Source organism: Arthrobacter glycogeni, assembly GCF_054510815.1.
Window position 1 is genome coordinate 109,964 of record NZ_JBTNDV010000008.1, and the last position, 14,437, is coordinate 124,400.

Annotated in this window: 17 protein-coding genes; 9 read left to right on the top strand and 8 right to left on the bottom strand. The window is 65.0% G+C overall.

Features of this window, described 5'->3' with window-relative positions:
- Positions 1–192: 192 nt before the first annotated feature.
- Together ACX80G_RS10240 and ACX80G_RS10245 are read right to left on the bottom strand one after the other, a co-directional pair.
- Complete coding sequence (locus ACX80G_RS10240; protein WP_459307531.1) at positions 193–1,038, bottom strand: DUF4097 family beta strand repeat-containing protein; 846 nt, start codon at positions 1,036–1,038, stop codon at positions 193–195.
- A gap of 95 nt (positions 1,039–1,133) precedes the next feature.
- Positions 1,134–1,622 (bottom strand): histidine kinase, encoded by a 489-nt coding sequence (locus ACX80G_RS10245; protein ID WP_459307532.1) that lies wholly within the window; start codon positions 1,620–1,622, stop codon positions 1,134–1,136.
- A 90-nt stretch (positions 1,623–1,712) separates the two neighbouring features.
- Here ACX80G_RS10245 and ACX80G_RS10250 point away from each other — a divergent pair, with 90 nt between their 5' ends.
- Positions 1,713–2,609, top strand: a complete 897-nt coding sequence (locus ACX80G_RS10250; protein ID WP_459307533.1) for a DUF4031 domain-containing protein — start codon at positions 1,713–1,715, stop codon at positions 2,607–2,609.
- A gap of 52 nt (positions 2,610–2,661) precedes the next feature.
- Positions 2,662–3,333 carry a TetR/AcrR family transcriptional regulator gene (locus tag ACX80G_RS10255; RefSeq protein WP_459307534.1) on the top strand — a complete coding sequence of 224 codons (672 nt, stop codon included), beginning with the start codon at positions 2,662–2,664 and terminating at the stop codon, positions 3,331–3,333.
- Here the strand turns inward: ACX80G_RS10255 and ACX80G_RS10260 are convergent.
- Entirely contained in the window at positions 3,330–3,572 is a 243-nt protein-coding gene (locus tag ACX80G_RS10260; protein ID WP_459307535.1) for a hypothetical protein, read from the bottom strand. The genes ACX80G_RS10255 and ACX80G_RS10260 overlap by 4 nt on opposite strands.
- Before the next feature lie 95 nt (positions 3,573–3,667).
- Here ACX80G_RS10260 and ACX80G_RS10265 point away from each other — a divergent pair, with 95 nt between their 5' ends.
- The 4 genes from ACX80G_RS10265 to ACX80G_RS10280 all read left to right on the top strand — a co-directional run bounded on the left by ACX80G_RS10265 (position 3,668) and on the right by ACX80G_RS10280 (position 6,690).
- Complete coding sequence (locus ACX80G_RS10265) at positions 3,668–5,008, top strand: MATE family efflux transporter (protein ID WP_459307536.1); 1,341 nt, start codon at positions 3,668–3,670, stop codon at positions 5,006–5,008.
- Positions 5,009–5,139: 131 nt separating this feature from the next.
- The gene (locus tag ACX80G_RS10270) at positions 5,140–5,754 is read left to right on the top strand and encodes a hypothetical protein (RefSeq protein WP_459307537.1); all 615 of its coding nucleotides are present in this window, start codon (positions 5,140–5,142) and stop codon (positions 5,752–5,754) included.
- Positions 5,755–5,817: 63 nt separating this feature from the next.
- Positions 5,818–6,150, top strand: a complete 333-nt coding sequence (locus ACX80G_RS10275; protein WP_459307538.1) for a hypothetical protein — start codon at positions 5,818–5,820, stop codon at positions 6,148–6,150.
- 111 nt (positions 6,151–6,261) lie between these two features.
- Entirely contained in the window at positions 6,262–6,690 is a 429-nt protein-coding gene (locus ACX80G_RS10280) for a DUF1761 domain-containing protein (RefSeq protein WP_459307540.1), read from the top strand.
- A 115-nt stretch (positions 6,691–6,805) separates the two neighbouring features.
- Here ACX80G_RS10280 and ACX80G_RS10285 read toward each other — a convergent pair whose 3' ends face one another.
- Complete coding sequence (locus ACX80G_RS10285) at positions 6,806–7,351, bottom strand: CGNR zinc finger domain-containing protein (protein ID WP_459307541.1); 546 nt, start codon at positions 7,349–7,351, stop codon at positions 6,806–6,808.
- A gap of 84 nt (positions 7,352–7,435) precedes the next feature.
- On the opposite strand from ACX80G_RS10285, the gene ACX80G_RS10290 reads away from it, so the two are divergent.
- The gene (locus ACX80G_RS10290) at positions 7,436–8,404 is read left to right on the top strand and encodes an EamA family transporter (RefSeq protein WP_459307542.1); all 969 of its coding nucleotides are present in this window, start codon (positions 7,436–7,438) and stop codon (positions 8,402–8,404) included.
- 2 nt (positions 8,405–8,406) lie between these two features.
- Here the strand turns inward: ACX80G_RS10290 and ACX80G_RS10295 are convergent, their stop codons facing one another.
- The 3 genes from ACX80G_RS10295 to ACX80G_RS10305 all read right to left on the bottom strand — a co-directional run bounded on the left by ACX80G_RS10295 (position 8,407) and on the right by ACX80G_RS10305 (position 11,337).
- Positions 8,407–10,701: a heavy metal translocating P-type ATPase gene (locus tag ACX80G_RS10295; protein ID WP_459307543.1), complete on the bottom strand. Its 2,295-nt coding sequence runs from the start codon at positions 10,699–10,701 to the stop codon at positions 8,407–8,409.
- A 70-nt stretch (positions 10,702–10,771) separates the two neighbouring features.
- The gene (locus ACX80G_RS10300) at positions 10,772–10,996 is read right to left on the bottom strand and encodes a heavy-metal-associated domain-containing protein (RefSeq protein ID WP_459307544.1); all 225 of its coding nucleotides are present in this window, start codon (positions 10,994–10,996) and stop codon (positions 10,772–10,774) included.
- A 29-nt stretch (positions 10,997–11,025) separates the two neighbouring features.
- Positions 11,026–11,337, bottom strand: a complete 312-nt coding sequence (locus tag ACX80G_RS10305) for a metal-sensitive transcriptional regulator (RefSeq protein WP_459307545.1) — start codon at positions 11,335–11,337, stop codon at positions 11,026–11,028.
- Positions 11,338–11,486: 149 nt separating this feature from the next.
- On the opposite strand from ACX80G_RS10305, the gene ACX80G_RS10310 reads away from it, so the two are divergent.
- Both ACX80G_RS10310 and ACX80G_RS10315 read left to right on the top strand, forming a co-directional pair.
- Complete coding sequence (locus tag ACX80G_RS10310; RefSeq protein WP_459307546.1) at positions 11,487–12,122, top strand: DUF305 domain-containing protein; 636 nt, start codon at positions 11,487–11,489, stop codon at positions 12,120–12,122.
- 54 nt (positions 12,123–12,176) lie between these two features.
- Positions 12,177–12,821: a thioredoxin-like domain-containing protein gene (locus tag ACX80G_RS10315; RefSeq protein WP_459307547.1), complete on the top strand. Its 645-nt coding sequence runs from the start codon at positions 12,177–12,179 to the stop codon at positions 12,819–12,821.
- Positions 12,822–12,872: 51 nt separating this feature from the next.
- Here the strand turns inward: ACX80G_RS10315 and ACX80G_RS10320 are convergent, their stop codons facing one another.
- Positions 12,873–14,420 (bottom strand): MFS transporter, encoded by a 1,548-nt coding sequence (locus tag ACX80G_RS10320; protein WP_459307548.1) that lies wholly within the window; start codon positions 14,418–14,420, stop codon positions 12,873–12,875.
- Positions 14,421–14,437: the final 17 nt, after the last annotated feature.

A 14,437-nucleotide genomic window follows, 5' to 3' on the forward strand; every position in this document is an offset into this window, starting at 1 on the left:
TGTATAGACGTATCCTCGTAGCTTCGGAAGCCTCCACCGGGATCGAGCGCACCGACTTCCGCTCATAAACTGCCATCGCCCAGGCATGCCCGGCGGTAGCGATCACGGCGTAACAGCCAGGGGCCAGACCGGGATCTCACCAGAACTCCGTACCGAGCGGTAGCCGGGTTGCCTCCAATGGAGACACCCGGGCTATCGGGCGCGCTGGATGGAAATGTTGCCGCCGTCGAGTCGGGCGCGGACGGCGACGGTGGGCTCTGACGGGGCGGGTGCCCGGTCGCCGGAGAGCTCATTGCGGACGTGGCCCCGTTTCGACGCAAGATCGAGCCAGGCGGCGACCCCGGCCCGCACCCCGATGGTGACCTGCCCGAAGGCGCTCTCCACCGCGACGCTGCCGCTCGAAATCTCGCCCAGGGTGATGCTGCCGTAAGCGGTTTTGGCGGTCACCGAGCCGAGCGCGCGGGTGAGGTCGAGGTCCCCATAGGAGAGCTTCGCGTCCAGTTCACCGCCCGACTCGCCGACGGAGATCGCCCCATGGGACGCCTTCAGGATCGAATCTCCTCTGATGGTGCCGACCCGGATCTGGCCGTGGTCGGCAGTGATCTCGGCTCCGCCACCGACGGATCCGACCACCGCGTTGCCGTGACCGGCGCGGAGCCACAGGTCGCCGGTGGCATCGAGGTCGACCGGGCCCATCGAGTTCTTGATCCGGGTGGCGCCGAGCCGGCCGATGGTGTGGACACCGCCCATCGCCACTTTGGCGGTGAGCCTGGACCCGGAGGGCAGTTCGATCAGCAGGTCGACCGATTCGTTGGACCCGATCACACTGAAGCGGGGTTTTGGGCCATTGACCGTAAGACGGGCGCCGTCGAAGTCGATGGTGGTCTCGTCGGCGCCCCGGCGGTCTACAGCCTTGTCTGGGTTGGTCGCAGAAACGGTGACCACGGTGTCGGCACGGTCGCTGGCGACGACGTCGAGCAGGCCGATCTGCAGGTCGACGGCGAGGTCAATGGCGGAGGGGGTGGAGTAGGTAGGCATGCTGGTGTGCTCCCGAGGAGGGGTGTGGTGGATTCACCCCGCGGCCCCGCGTCCCCCCGGGCCCGCGTGGTCGGTGAAGGTGGAGGGCTGCGAGGTTAGCGCGCCCAGCCAGCGAAGTTGTCGCCGGTGCGCAGGACGCGTTGCGCTGACCGACGTTGCCTGGGTTGAAGCGCTGCAGCCACGGCGCGCACCAACCGGGCGTTGACTGACAACCCGTCGGCCACTGCAGCGTCATCGACCCGCGCTTTAAGGGCGTCGGGTAACCGAAGGGTGGTGCGGGAGGTGATGGCGTCATCCTCTTCCACGGCAACGGCCGGCGAGTCGTCCGCCTCGGCGTCGACGGTGGGCAGGGTGATGACAAACTCCACCTCGCGGCCTCGAAGCCGAAGGTCAACGGAGCCCGGGGCCAGGTCCCGGGTGATCTCGCTGGCTGCCGCCGACAAGGCGTCCAGCAACACGAGCCGTGTCGCTGCATCAAGTCCGACAGCGAGCCGTTCGGCCACCGCGCGGGTGTCCTCGGAGCCGCTCTCCGAAGTGTCCGCCAAGTGGCGTTGCAGGTCGCTGACGTACTGTCCTAATTCCATTCCATCATAGTGACACCACTATGATGTCACATCAAGGAAAAGTGGTGTCAATACCGCGGATGGCTCACTGTCCGCCGGTAGGCTGGGGCGATGGCCATCTACATCGACCCCCCGCTCTGGCCTGCGCATGGGACCGAATTCTCCCACCTGATCTCCGACCTGTCGGTCGCTGAACTCCACGCCTTCGCCGTGGCGGCGGGGATTCCAGAGCGGGCGTTCGATGGCGACCACTATGACGTTCCAGTCCGCCGCTACAGCCAACTGGTGACTCTTGGCGCGCGCGAAGTGGACTGCGGCACCCTGGTCCGTATTCTCATTGGCAGCGGCCTGCGGATTCCGGCCCGGCAGCGGACGCAGCGGCTGCGGCGGACCCTCCTCGCCCGGTGGAACGTCGTGCTGCCCGCGGAACCTGGGCTGGGCGAACAACTCATGGACCGATGGTCCGAGACGCACCGGAATTACCACACCCCCTCCCATCTCCTCGACGTGCTTGAGGCGCTTGACCTCCTATTCGCCCCGGGCGACGATGACAACCTGCGGCGACGGGTCCGGCTCGCCGCCTGGTTTCACGACGCCGTCTATGAGGGCTCCGCCGGAACGGACGAACGCGCTTCGGCGGCTCTGGCCGACGAGTTGCTGGCGGGGCTGGTGCCCGCTCCCGAGGCGGCCGAGGTGGTGCGGCTGATCCTGCTCACGGCATCGCATCGTCCGCAGCCGGGGGACCGGGCGGGTGATCTCCTGTGCGACGCGGACCTGGCCGTTCTAGGACGGCCGATGCGCGGATATGGGCAGTATGTGGCCGCCGTGCGGAAAGAATACTCCCACGTGTCGGACCCGGATTTCGCTACCGGCCGGGCCGACGTCGTCCGCCGTCTCCTGGCGATGGACCCACTATTCCGCACTGCGTCTGGACAGCTCCGCTGGCTGGACGCAGCCCGCACCAACTTGACGAACGAACTGCACTCCCACGCTTGGCCCACCCCGTGACACACTTGTGGACAGTGTTCACTTCCCGCAGCTGAGGACAGGCCAGGAACCCGTGGCAGAGCAGTCGACCCCACGCACCACGTACCGTCACGGTGACCTGCGACGGGCTTTGGTCGAGGCGGGAACCGAGCTGGCACGCGAGGGTGGGCCGGCCGCCGTCGTTCTCCGCGAGGTGACCCGCCGGGCCGGGGTGACGCCGAACGCCGCCTACCGCCATTTTGCTGACAAGGGTGCGCTGCTGCGCGCCGTCTCCGCCGCCGCGCAGTCCCGGCTTGCGGCGGCCATGGAGGAGGAGCAATCAGCCCTTACTGATCGTAACGACAGCGCTGGCGGCGCTGACGACGACGGCCCCCACAACGCCGCGGCACTCGCCCAGGCGAAGCTGCGCGCGGTGGGCTCCGGCTACCTTCGATTCGCCCAGGCCGAGCCGGGACTGTTCAGGACGGCGTTCGCGAATCACGTGGATCTGAGGGATGCGGCCGTCGAAGAGTCGGCGGGGCCCCACGGCAGGACGCCGTTCCAGCTGCTATCCGATGCCCTCGACGACCTGGTGGACAGCGGGGTGCTGGAGGCCAGCCGGCGTCCGGGGGCCGAGTTCGTGGCTTGGTCCGCAGTGCATGGGCTGGCCATGCTGGTGATCGACGGCCCGCTGAGGGGACTCGACGCCGGGTCGCGGCTCACCGCCGCGCAGCGCCTGCTGGAAATGGTGGAGCAGGGAATCTAATCCCGCTTCTGGCCGGTGGTGTTGAGACTCTTGCGCCGGATCGCGTAGCCGCTCGCCAGCAGCGTGATCGCAGCAACAATCAGCAGCGCACCAATGCCGAGGGTCAACCCGGCACCCGACGGCACCGGTTCGTCAAGGGCAGCGGCACGCGCAAAATCCGAGATACCTTGCGGAATGAAGAGGGTGCTCATGAAGAACGCGACCAGACCTCCGATAGAGAACCAGATTTCCTTTTTCATGTGTGCTCCCTGTGCGCCGTCGTGCCTCACTCTTCAGCCTAGCGGACGTCCCCCCGGCCCGCCCGCAGACCGTCGGGAGCTAGGCATAGGGTGGCATGGTGAGCACCACCGTCCCTGATACCCGCGAGTTGAGCCGGCGCATCCTGCACCTCGCCGTCCCAGCGCTTGGCGCCCTGATAGCCGAACCCTTGTTTCTGCTGGCCGACTCGGCCATCGTGGGGCACCTGGGTGTTGACGAGTTGGCAGGAGTGGGCCTCGCGTCCACGGTGCTGCACACCGCCGTCGGGCTCATGGTTTTCCTCGCCTACTCCACCACGCCCGCCGTGGCGAGATTCCTGGGTGCCGGACGGATCCCGGACGCGGTGGCTGCAGGCCTCGACGGTATCGGCCTGGCCCTAGTCCTGGGAGTGCTGCTCTCCACAATCGGCTGGATCCTTGCACCCGGACTCGCATCGCTGATGGGCGCGGAAGGGCAGGTCCACACCTTCGCCGTCGACTACCTGCGCTACTCCATGCCCGGACTCACCGCGATGCTGGTGGTGCTCGCCGCCACCGGGGTGCTTCGTGGCCTGCAGGACACCAAGACGCCGTTGCTGGTGGCCGGCGTCGGGTTTGCCGTGAACATTGGGCTGAATTTTCTGCTGGTCTATGGGCTGGAACTCTCGGTTGCTGGGTCCGCTTTGGGGACCAGTATTACCCAGTGGGGGATGGCAGCCGTCTACCTGGTCATTGTGGTCCGGCTCTCACGCACACACAGGGTTCCGCTGCGGCTGTCCTGGCAGGGTCTACGGGCGACGGCGAGGGTGGGTTCCTGGTTGATGCTGCGGACCATGAGTCTGCGGGTCGCGATTCTTGCGACTGTGTATGTCGCGACTTCTCAAGGCTCAGTCTCCCTTGCCGCACACCAGTTGGTGATGACTATCTTCATTTTTCTGGCCTTCGCGCTCGATGCCCTAGCCATTGCCGCGCAGGCCCTCATCGGCAAGGAGCTCGGCGCGGGCGACAAGCCGTTGGCTCACGCGTTGACTCGGAGGATGATCCGGTGGGGTCTGGGGTTCGGTCTGATCACCGGCGCCCTGCTGGCCCTGGCAGCACCGTTCGTCGGCTGGATCTTCACTACCGATCAGGACGTGCAGTCAGCGCTCGCTGGTGGGCTTTTTGTACTCGCAGTGTCCCAACCCGTGTGCGGGCTGGTGTTCGTGTTGGACGGCGTCCTCATCGGTGCTGGCGACGCCCGCTATCTGGCGATCGCCGGCGTCGTCAATCTCCTGCTGTACGTGCCGCTGCTGGGCTGGGTCTTCGACGCCGGGCTCAACGGACCGGCCGGAATTGTCTGGCTCTGGCTGGCGTTCGGTGTTGGCTACATGGCGGCGCGGGCCCTGACCCTGGCGTGGCGGGTGCGCAACGATCGCTGGATGATGATCGGCGCTCACTAACCTTGACGTCGCCCGGACAAACAGGCCCTGGGCTCGCGGGTTGTGGTACTGTCGCGGGCTTCTGTCGCGGGGATAAACTGGGTGGTCTGGACTGAAGTAATCAGCCCGTTTCGAATCGGAGGTTTTGCGCAATGGTTGCCGCACCACACGATGTGACGGTCCAGCCGCCTCACAACCCACTGGACCAAGCAGCAGCCGTCTGGCCGCCCCTGCTGTTCCGGGCCGCTGTAGCTGCAATATTCGGGGCTCTAACCATCTTCTGGACGCAACCGTCGGTGCAGGTCGCGTCGGTGGCCGGCGGACTGTACCTGCTTGGGCTGGCCGTGTCTGCGGTCTGGATGGAACAGGCGATGGACCTTCGCGGGAGTGCCGACCGGTGGGTGGTGTGGATTGCCCCAGGCTTCCTGCTCTCCGGTGGTGTGCTCAACTTATGGATCCATACCGATGCCATGTTCGCCCGGGTTGTGGCGCTCGTCCTGGTGATCGCCGGCGCGGTGGACCTCTGCGTGGGGATCCGGCAGCGTCGTACCGCCGTTGCCGGGAAGGACCTGATCACTGTCGGGGCCGTGAGTATTGCTACCGGATTGTTGCTCCCCCTTTTTGAGGATGCGGGAGCCCACGCCCTGCTGGGCGTTACCGGAGGCGGGGCAGTGATCAGCGCCGTCGTCCTGGCGATTGCCGCCCTCGGATACCGGCATGACGTGGATCACACGGCCCCAGTAAGCTCCGCCCACCCCGTAAACTAGGAGAAGCAGTCTTTCTACCCCTGGTAGAAGAGTCTGCAGCTGCAATTTTCCCAAGGAGTAACAGTGTCCAAATCGGTCAGGGGCGTCAAAGGCCCCCTCATCTTCTCAGCCGTCCTCGCGGCGGTCGCCGGCATCGTGGCGATGATCGTCTCCACTGGTGGCGGCACCCGGGAACTGAGGGTTGACCTTGGCCTCACCGCCGCGGGAATTGCTTTCATCGCCGCACTGGTGGTCTGCGCCATGCTCATGATGACCGAGAAGCCGAACGCTGACCACCTTGGTAAAGGGACCGGAATCAACCGGTCATCGTCGAAGATCCCCGGCGGCGCGGGGAACGTCGATAAGGAAGGAAACCCCAAAGGGACACCCCGCGGCGGGTCGGACAGCACCCACTAGCGGCCGTAGCCTTCTTTTCGCCCCTTTTTTCGCAGTGGCAGCATATTCCTGACGTGAGCCGGTCTAGACTTTCAGCTGACCCGAGTATTCCGACCCAGGAAGAGGCGCAGCATGATCCCGGAAATCAACATCTGGGCGGTGCTTGTCGCTACCCTGTCCACCTTGGTCGTCGGCACCATTTGGTACACGCCCAAGGTGTTCGGCAACTACTGGACGAGGGTCGCTAAGGTCGACGTGAGCGGCGATTCCAGGGACGCCATCAAGCCCATCCTCATCACTGTGGTGGTCAGTCTGATCAGCGCGTGGGTGCTGGCCGGTGGTGCCGCGATCGCCCAGGACTTTTACGGCGGAAATTTCCTGCTCAATACCTTGATTACCGCAGTGATCCTGTGGGCCGGGTTCACCGCCTCCCGGTTTATTACCCACGACGCGTTCGAGGGCCGGCCGGCCGGACTCACCCTCCTGAATTGCGCCCACGAACTGGTCACCTATTTGGTGATGGCGCTCATTATCGGCTTGTTCGGCATCAGCGGGGCCTAACCCGGGCTACCAGGACCTCCCCCGGCCAGGAATAGTGGCTGGACCGCAGAAGCGCTGTTGGGTAACCACTCACGTGCGGGTGCACCACTTTTCTGTGCCTGTCGCGTACGTGGGTCTAGCCGGCCACCGCTTTCCGGGCGCGATACGCCTTGACGTGCGCGCGGTTGGCGCAGTTCCCCGTATCGCAGTACCGCTTTGAGCGGTTTCGGCTCAGGTCGAGCACGACGGCGCTGCAGTCGTCGGCCGCACAGATCCGCAGCCGGTCCATTTCGTGGGTCCTGATGACATCGATCAGCGCCATCGCCGCCTCGGTGGCCATCCGGTCTTCGAGCGGAGCCTCGGGATCGGTGGCGTGCAGGTGCCAGTCCCAGTGATCGTGGCGGACCAGCCGGGGGAGGGCCTTCGCGTCACTCAGGATCCGATTGACGCGCGCGACGGCGTCGTCCTCGGAGGAGGTCCAGACCTCTTCAAGTTCCGCCCTCAACCGCACCACCGCTGCGAGCTCGGCGGATGTCCGGGCACGCGACCCGGAGAAGTCCTGCTCGGTGAGGAAACGGTCCAGGTCCGCCAACGTGGTCAACTGATCCGGATCCTCCTTTCCCGTGTTGATGAGCGCGGCGGCGGAGATCAGCGCAATTTCTGTGTCATAGGCAAAGGTCATGTTGACTCCTGACAGGGCTCGGGGCTACTGTCACTACCATAAACATATTTTGGTCATGACACTAATGTGGGCGGAGGAGTAGGCATGAAGAACGGTGCAGCAGCGGGCCTGGGGTTCGCGGTCATCTCGGCGGCCACGTTTGGCGTATCCGGGCCGTTCGCCAAGTCCCTGCTGGAGATTGGGTGGAGTCCGGGTGCAGCAGTGGGTGTGCGCATCGGCGGGGCGGCCCTCGTGTTGCTGGTCCCGGTTCTGATCGCCCTGCGGGGGCAGTGGACAACCCTGCGCGGCAGCGCGCTGACCCTGATCATCTACGGTGTCACAGCGATTGCGCTCTGCCAGTTCTTCTATTTCAGCGCCGTGCAGCGGATGTCCGTCGGGGTTTCCCTACTCCTGGAATATCTGGCGCCGGTGCTCATTGTCGGCTGGCTGTGGGCCCGCAGCCGTCGGACCCCGCGCCGTCTCACCGCCGCCGGTTCGGTAACCGCCATGATCGGGCTCCTCCTGGTGCTGGACCTGACCGCCGACGAACGCCTCGACCCGATCGGCGTCCTCTACGGACTTGCCGCGGCGGTCTGCCTTGCGGTGTTCTTCTTGATGTCCGCCCGAGCCAACGACGCCCTGCCGCCCCTGGTGATGGCCGGCGGCGGAATGGTGGCCGGAGCTGTGGCCATCGGGGGCCTGGGGCTCGTGGGCGTCATGCCCTTCACCTTTGAGTTCCGCGACGTGACCCTGGCCGGGTGGGAAACCAGTTGGCTGGTGCCCGTGCTGGGGCTAGTGCTGATCTCCACTGTGGTGGCCTACTTCACGGGCATTCTTGCGGCCCGCCAGCTCGGGTCGAAGGTGGCTTCCTTTGTGGGGCTCACCGAGGTGATGTTCGCGGTGCTGGCTTCCTGGCTGATGCTCGGTGAGCTGCCCGGACCGATCCAGCTCCTCGGTGGACTGTTGATCGTCGGTGGAGTGGTGATGGTCCGCCTCGACGAGTTGCGCGCGCCAACGAACGGATCCCCGCCGCTGGACCGCGCCAACGACGTCGAGCCCGTCCCCCTGCCGTAGTTTTACCTACCGAACCGACGCAGCCGCAACGAGTTGGCCACCACAAGCACTGAACTCGCGGCCATCGCCGCACCCGCGACCATCGGGTTGAGGAACCCCAGGGCAGCCACCGGGATGCCGATGGTGTTGTAGAAGAATGCCCAGAACAGGTTGGTCTTGATGGTGCGGAGGGTCTTGCGCGATAGCTCGATGGCCTGTGCTACCTGCTCCAGGCTGTTCCCCATCACGGTCAGGTCGGCTGCCTCAATGGCAACATCGGTGCCCGAGCCCATGGCGATCCCCAGATCAGCCTGGGCCAGGGCGGCGGCGTCGTTGACCCCGTCGCCGGCCATCGCCACCGTGGCTCCTTCGGCCTGCAGCCGCCGGACGGCCTCCACCTTGCCCGCTGGAAGCACCCCGGCGAGCACATCGTCAGGAGCGATTCCTACCTGGGCAGCCACCCGGTGTGCCACCGGGGCGTTGTCGCCGGTGAGCAGGATAGGTCGCAGTCCCAGATCCTTGAGCCGCGCGATAGCCGCAGCAGATGAGTCCTTGACCGTATCCTTCAGCGACACCAGGCCCGCGATGCGGCCCTCAACTGCTACCCAGACGGCGGTGGCCCCGGAATCCTGCTGACCCTGCAGTGCTGAACGGTGTGCGTCGGTGAGAGCGACCCCGTTCTCTTCCAGCCAGCCGGACTGCCCGGCGAGCACGGTGACGGCGCGCCCGCCGTCGTCGACCGTGCCCCGCACCCCGCCGCCGGCGGAGCTACTGAACCCGGTCACCGCGGGGTGGCCCGGTGCTGCCGCAGCGATCGCCTGCGCAATCGGGTGCTCGCTGGCGGCCTCAACCGCGCCGGCCAGCCGCAGGACGTGGTTCCGATCCAGGGCACCGAGCACGACGACGTCAGTCACTGCAAGTTTGCCGGTGGTGACAGTGCCGGTCTTGTCCAGCACAATGGTGTCGACCGTGCGGGTGTCCTCCAGGACCTGCGGTCCACGGATGAGGATGCCCAGCTGGGCGCCACGCCCCGAACCGGTCAGGAGTGCCGTCGGCGTAGCGAGCCCGAGCGCACACGGGCAGGCGATCACGAGGACGGCGACGGCCGCAGTAAACGCCGACTGCAGGTCCCCGGTCAGCACCATCCAGGCGATGAAGGTCAGGAGGGCGATGGCTAGCACGATGGGGACGAAGACGGCACTGATTCGGTCCGCCAACCGGGCAATGGGCGCTTTGCCGCTCTGCGCCTGGCTGACGAGCCGTCCCATCTGGGCCAGGGTGGTCTCGCTGCCAATCCGGGTGGCCCGGACTATCAGGCGACCCGAAGTGTTGATGGTGGCGCCGGTGACGACGTCGTCAATGCCGACGTCCACCGGCAACGATTCGCCGGTGATCAGTGAAGTGTCGATAGCGCTGGTGCCATCGATCACCACACCGTCAGTAGCGATCTTCTCGCCTGGCCGCACCACAAACTCGTCACCGTGGACCAGGGAATCGGCCGGTACCTTGACCTCAACCCGGCGGCCGTCCTGGTCGCGGAGGACCGTTGCGTCCTTCGCGCCGAGGCTCAACAGCGCCTTGAGCGCTTCGCCGGCGCGCTGTTTGGCATTTGCCTCAAGATAGCGGCCCAGCAGCAAGAAGGTGACGACGACAGCTGCCACCTCGAAATACAGTGCGTGGTCACTCATGGCCATGCCCGCGTGTTCGGTGATGGTTGGATCACTGAACAGTTGCCAGGCTGAAAAGAGGAACGCCGCGGTGACACCGATAGAAACCAGCGTGTCCATTGTTGACGCGAGGTGGCGCGCGTTGATGGCGGCGGCCCGGTGGAACGACCACGCGGACCAGGTCACCACCGGCAGGGCGAGGGCGAAGACGACCCAACCCCAGTGCGGGAATTGCGCCGCAGGCACCATGGAGATGATGGTGACCGGCAGTGTTAGTAGCGCCGCGACGATGAGCCGTGGCCGCAGTTGCGCAGCTGATCCACCATGGGTCAGGTGGTCGGAGGCTTCTGGGTGGGTCCCCTCCAGGGCCGGATCACTCGACCCCGCATTCGAGGCGGTGCTGCGGCCCTGGTGCTTCAGTTGTGCGGTGTATCCCGTCGCCTGCACCGTGTCCACAATGTCCTGATCCGAGATGTGCTCCGGGACCGTGACGGTGGCGGTTTCGAGCGGCAGGTTTACGCTGGCCTCGACGCCGTCGAGCTTGCCCAATTTGCGTTCCACCCGTCCCACGCAGGACGCGCAGGTCATGCCCTGAATATCGAGTTCGACAATCCTGGTGGCGGGGGTGGTCTTCAACTGGTCGGTGCTCATCGTGTTCCTTGGTGGTACTGATAGGTCGCACTGCTGGTAGACGTTGCTGCTGGGTGGTGCCGTGTCCTATTTAGGCGTCGGTGGCGACAACCAGGTAGCCGGCTTCGGCGACGGCCTCGCCAATCTGTTCCGGGTCAAGGACGGACGCTGAGGTGACCGTGGCGGTGGAGATTCCGCCCTTATTGAGGTCGACGGCGACGTTCTGGACGCCGTCGATAGTCAGGATTTCTTCGGTGACCGAATCGACGCAGTGGCCGCAGGTCATGCCAGAGATGTTGACGGTGGTGGTGCTCATGGTGGTACTCCTTGGGTGGAAGGGACGTGTTACCTCAGCAGGCGGCTGATGGCCGCCGAGGCCTCCTGGACTTTTTCCTGGACAATGTCGGGGTTGCCGGTGAGCTGGGATTCATTGGCCGCGCCCACTACGCAGTGGGAGATGTGCTCTTCGAGAAGACCGATGCTGACCGCGTGCAGCGCCTTGTTGATCGCTGAGACCTGGGTAAGGACATCAATGCAATACTTGTCATCCTCGATCATCCGCGCGATCCCGCGGACCTGACCCTCGATCCGTTTCAGACGCCGGAGATAGACAGCCTTATCGGCTGTGTATCCGTGTTCGGTGGTGGTGTCGGTCATTGGGTCTCCTCGGTCTCCCTCGAATATATACCCCCTACCCGTATAACTCAAGTACCCTTGGGGGGTATCTCCGGATTACACAGGGAACGCCGAGGCTCATGCAATACGTTGGAGAAGATGGAATGACCAACGAGCAAGGAATTAGGTAGATGACGCTGCACCTGGAGACGTGGCAGAAGCGCGTGCTCATTGCCTTGGCTGGAGCGCTGGTGGTTTGCCTTTTTGTGCTCACCTTCGTTGCCGGCCGGATCGGTACCGGCCCGAACTACCCGGCGGCCAATAGCGCGGACGCTGGTTTCGCCCGCGACATGCAGGCGCACCACGCCCAGGCGGTAGAAATGTCCCGATTGGTCCGCGACCGAACCAACAATGAGGTGGTCCGCACCATTGCTTACGACGTCGCAATGACCCAGCAGCATCAGATCGGCCAGATGTATGCCTGGCTTGAAGAATGGGGATTGCCGCAGAGCTCAGCCGGGCCAAATATGGCATGGATGGCGGGGTCCATGGACCATGGCACTGAAGGCGGGATGCTCAGGGACGACGGTCTGATGCCCGGAATGGCCACGCCTGGGCAGATCGCCGAGCTATCGGATGCCTCGGGCGCCGAGGCAGAGCACCTGTATCTGACCTTGATGATCACTCACCACACGGCAGGCGCGGACATGGCGCAGGCGGGGGCCGAGCTGGTTCAGGAGTCGCGGGTCAGGGTTGCCGCCGAGAAAATGATGGCCGCCCAGGTAGCCGAAATAGCCGCCATGGAAGCCCTGCTGGACGAGCTGTAGCATCACCGACGGTACATTGGTTTCAATCACACTTACGGGAAAAGGATTTACGCGTTGAACAAGAAGCGAGCCCAGGACAATGCCGACCGCCAGGCGCGGCTGAAGGCCATCCAGTCCAAGCAGCGGGCCGGTGACCGTCGGCGAACCACGTTGATCCTCGGCGGAATCGGTGCTGTTGTGATCGCCATTATCGTTGCCGTGACCATCGTCATCGTGGGCCAGGTGCAGGAAAACCAGCGCATCGAAGACCTCGCCAGCCAGCCGATTGAAGGCGTCCAGGAGTTCGAGGACCTGTCCTTCGACCACACCGATGCGCCGGTGGACTACGAGCAGTCAGCCCCCGTGGGTGGAGATCACAACCCCATCTGGACCAACTGTGGTGTCTACACCTCGGAGATTCCCAACGAGAACACCGTGCACTCCATGGAGCACGGCGCGGTCTGGATCACCTACCAGCCCGATCTCCCCCAGGCCGACATTGACGCCCTGACCGACCTGGTGGGATCCAGCGGCTACGTCATCCTCAGCCCATATGCCGATCAGGAGTCGCCGATCATGGTGAGCGCCTGGGGTCTGCAGCTGAGCGTCGACACAGCCGATGATGGCCGGTTGCCAGTTTTCCTTGAGCGGTACATTCAGGGTGAGCAGACCCGGGAGCCTGGCGCTGCGTGCACCGGCGGGATCACACCCGCAGCCTGACCCTCGCAAAGAGGTCAAGCCTGCGGCGTGCGGGGACTCCCCCCAGGATTCTCATGCGCGTCGCAGGCTCCACAGGGCAAGTGCGGACGCCAACACCATCAGCGCTGCGCCAATCCCCGAGGTGAGCACCACACCGCTGTCGAAGGCGTGGAACGCCGACTCCAGAAGCTGACTGCCGCCGCTGGGCGGCAATTGTGCGGCGGTGTTCACGGCACCGCCCAGCGTCTCGGTGGCGGTGGCTTCCTGCTCCGGACTGAGACCCGCCGGCAGCACGAGGTTGCGCTGGTAGGAGGCGAGCAGTACGCTTCCGAGCAGTGCCGTACCGAACACGGAACCCACCTCGTAGGCGGTTTCGGACACCGCTGACGCAGCACCCGCCTTCTCTGCGGGCACTGTCGAGAGGATCAGGTCGTTGGATATCGTCTCTGACGCGCCGACACCGACGCCCAGCAGCACAAAGGCGAACAGCAGCACGGTAGGAGATCCACCCCGGCCGGTGATGGCGACGAACGCGTACGCCACCGCCGACAAGAGCAGGGCGACAGGTACCACGGTGTGCGGCGGCACCCGGCGGACAACGGGCACTACAGCCAGGCCAGCGATGATCGTCATCACCAGGCCAGGCACCAAAATTAGCCCCGCGTTCAGTGGGCTGAGCCCCAGCACTAGTTGCAAATGCTGTGAAACGAAGTAGATGAACCCCACCAGCGAGAAGATGGCGAGCAGGTTCACCAGTACCGCGCCGATGAAGGCACGTACGGTGAATAGCCGGACGTCCAGCATGGGATTCGGTCGGCCTAGCTGGCGCCTGGTGAACGCAGTCCCGGCTGCCAGGCCGATGACGACGGCGGCAATTGTCACCGCCACCGAATCACCCTTGGCGAAGTTCTTGATCGCGAACACGATGGGCAACATGGTGGAGACCGACAGGACGATGCTCAGGTAATCCACACGGCCCGGATTGGGGTCCTTCGACTCCGGGACCAGCGCGGGGGTAAAGGCAAGCATGAGGAGCAGTACCGGGACGGCCAGCAGGAACACCGAACCCCACCAGAAGTGCTCGAGAAGCGCGCCGCCAACGAGCGGGCCCATGGCAGCGCCGGCAGAAAATCCGGCAGCCCAAATGGCAATGGCGAGGCGGCGCTGGTTGCGGTCGGTGAAGATGTTGCGGAGGAGGGAAAGCGTGGATGGCATCAGCATGGCGCCGAACACGCCGAGTCCCACCCGTGAGGCAACAAGCAGCTCGGCGGTAGGCGAGTAGGCGGCGGCAATTGAAAAGACTGCGAAGCCCACGGCGCCGATGATGAGGAGCCGGCGGCGGCCAAAGCGGTCGCCAAAACTCCCCATGGCGACCAGGAGACCGGCGAGCACCAAAGGGTAGCTGTCGATAATCCACAGCAGTGTCGTGCCGCTGGTGTTGAACGCCAGGGAGATGGCGGGGGTGGCAAAGGCGAGCACGGTGTTATCGACAGCCACCAGAAGCACGGGCAGCATCAGTACGGCGAGGGCAGTCCATTCACGTCGACCGGCCCGGGTGGGCGCGGGGTTGAGTGCTGCCGCCCCGGTGATCGGCTCGGAGACATCGGTCGAGTTGCTCATCACCCGATACTATACCG

What these genes read in the sequence shown, in the direction of transcription:
- ACX80G_RS10240 (WP_459307531.1), bottom strand. Translation starts at nt 1,038, where the DNA reads ATGCCTACCTACTCCACCCCCTCCGCCATTGACCTCGCCGTCGACCTG.
- ACX80G_RS10310 (WP_459307546.1), top strand. Translation starts at nt 11,487, where the DNA reads ATGACGCTGCACCTGGAGACGTGGCAGAAGCGCGTGCTCATTGCCTTG.
- ACX80G_RS10290 (WP_459307542.1), top strand. Translation starts at nt 7,436, where the DNA reads ATGAAGAACGGTGCAGCAGCGGGCCTGGGGTTCGCGGTCATCTCGGCG.
- ACX80G_RS10300 (WP_459307544.1), bottom strand. Translation starts at nt 10,996, where the DNA reads ATGAGCACCACCACCGTCAACATCTCTGGCATGACCTGCGGCCACTGC.
- ACX80G_RS10305 (WP_459307545.1), bottom strand. Translation starts at nt 11,337, where the DNA reads ATGACCGACACCACCACCGAACACGGATACACAGCCGATAAGGCTGTC.
- ACX80G_RS10245 (WP_459307532.1), bottom strand. Translation starts at nt 1,622, where the DNA reads ATGGAATTAGGACAGTACGTCAGCGACCTGCAACGCCACTTGGCGGAC.
- ACX80G_RS10295 (WP_459307543.1), bottom strand. Translation starts at nt 10,701, where the DNA reads ATGAGCACCGACCAGTTGAAGACCACCCCCGCCACCAGGATTGTCGAA.
- ACX80G_RS10285 (WP_459307541.1), bottom strand. Translation starts at nt 7,351, where the DNA reads ATGACCTTTGCCTATGACACAGAAATTGCGCTGATCTCCGCCGCCGCG.
- ACX80G_RS10260 (WP_459307535.1), bottom strand. Translation starts at nt 3,572, where the DNA reads ATGAAAAAGGAAATCTGGTTCTCTATCGGAGGTCTGGTCGCGTTCTTC.
- ACX80G_RS10280 (WP_459307540.1), top strand. Translation starts at nt 6,262, where the DNA reads ATGATCCCGGAAATCAACATCTGGGCGGTGCTTGTCGCTACCCTGTCC.
- ACX80G_RS10250 (WP_459307533.1), top strand. Translation starts at nt 1,713, where the DNA reads ATGGCCATCTACATCGACCCCCCGCTCTGGCCTGCGCATGGGACCGAA.
- ACX80G_RS10265 (WP_459307536.1), top strand. Translation starts at nt 3,668, where the DNA reads ATGGTGAGCACCACCGTCCCTGATACCCGCGAGTTGAGCCGGCGCATC.
- ACX80G_RS10320 (WP_459307548.1), bottom strand. Translation starts at nt 14,420, where the DNA reads ATGAGCAACTCGACCGATGTCTCCGAGCCGATCACCGGGGCGGCAGCA.
- ACX80G_RS10270 (WP_459307537.1), top strand. Translation starts at nt 5,140, where the DNA reads ATGGTTGCCGCACCACACGATGTGACGGTCCAGCCGCCTCACAACCCA.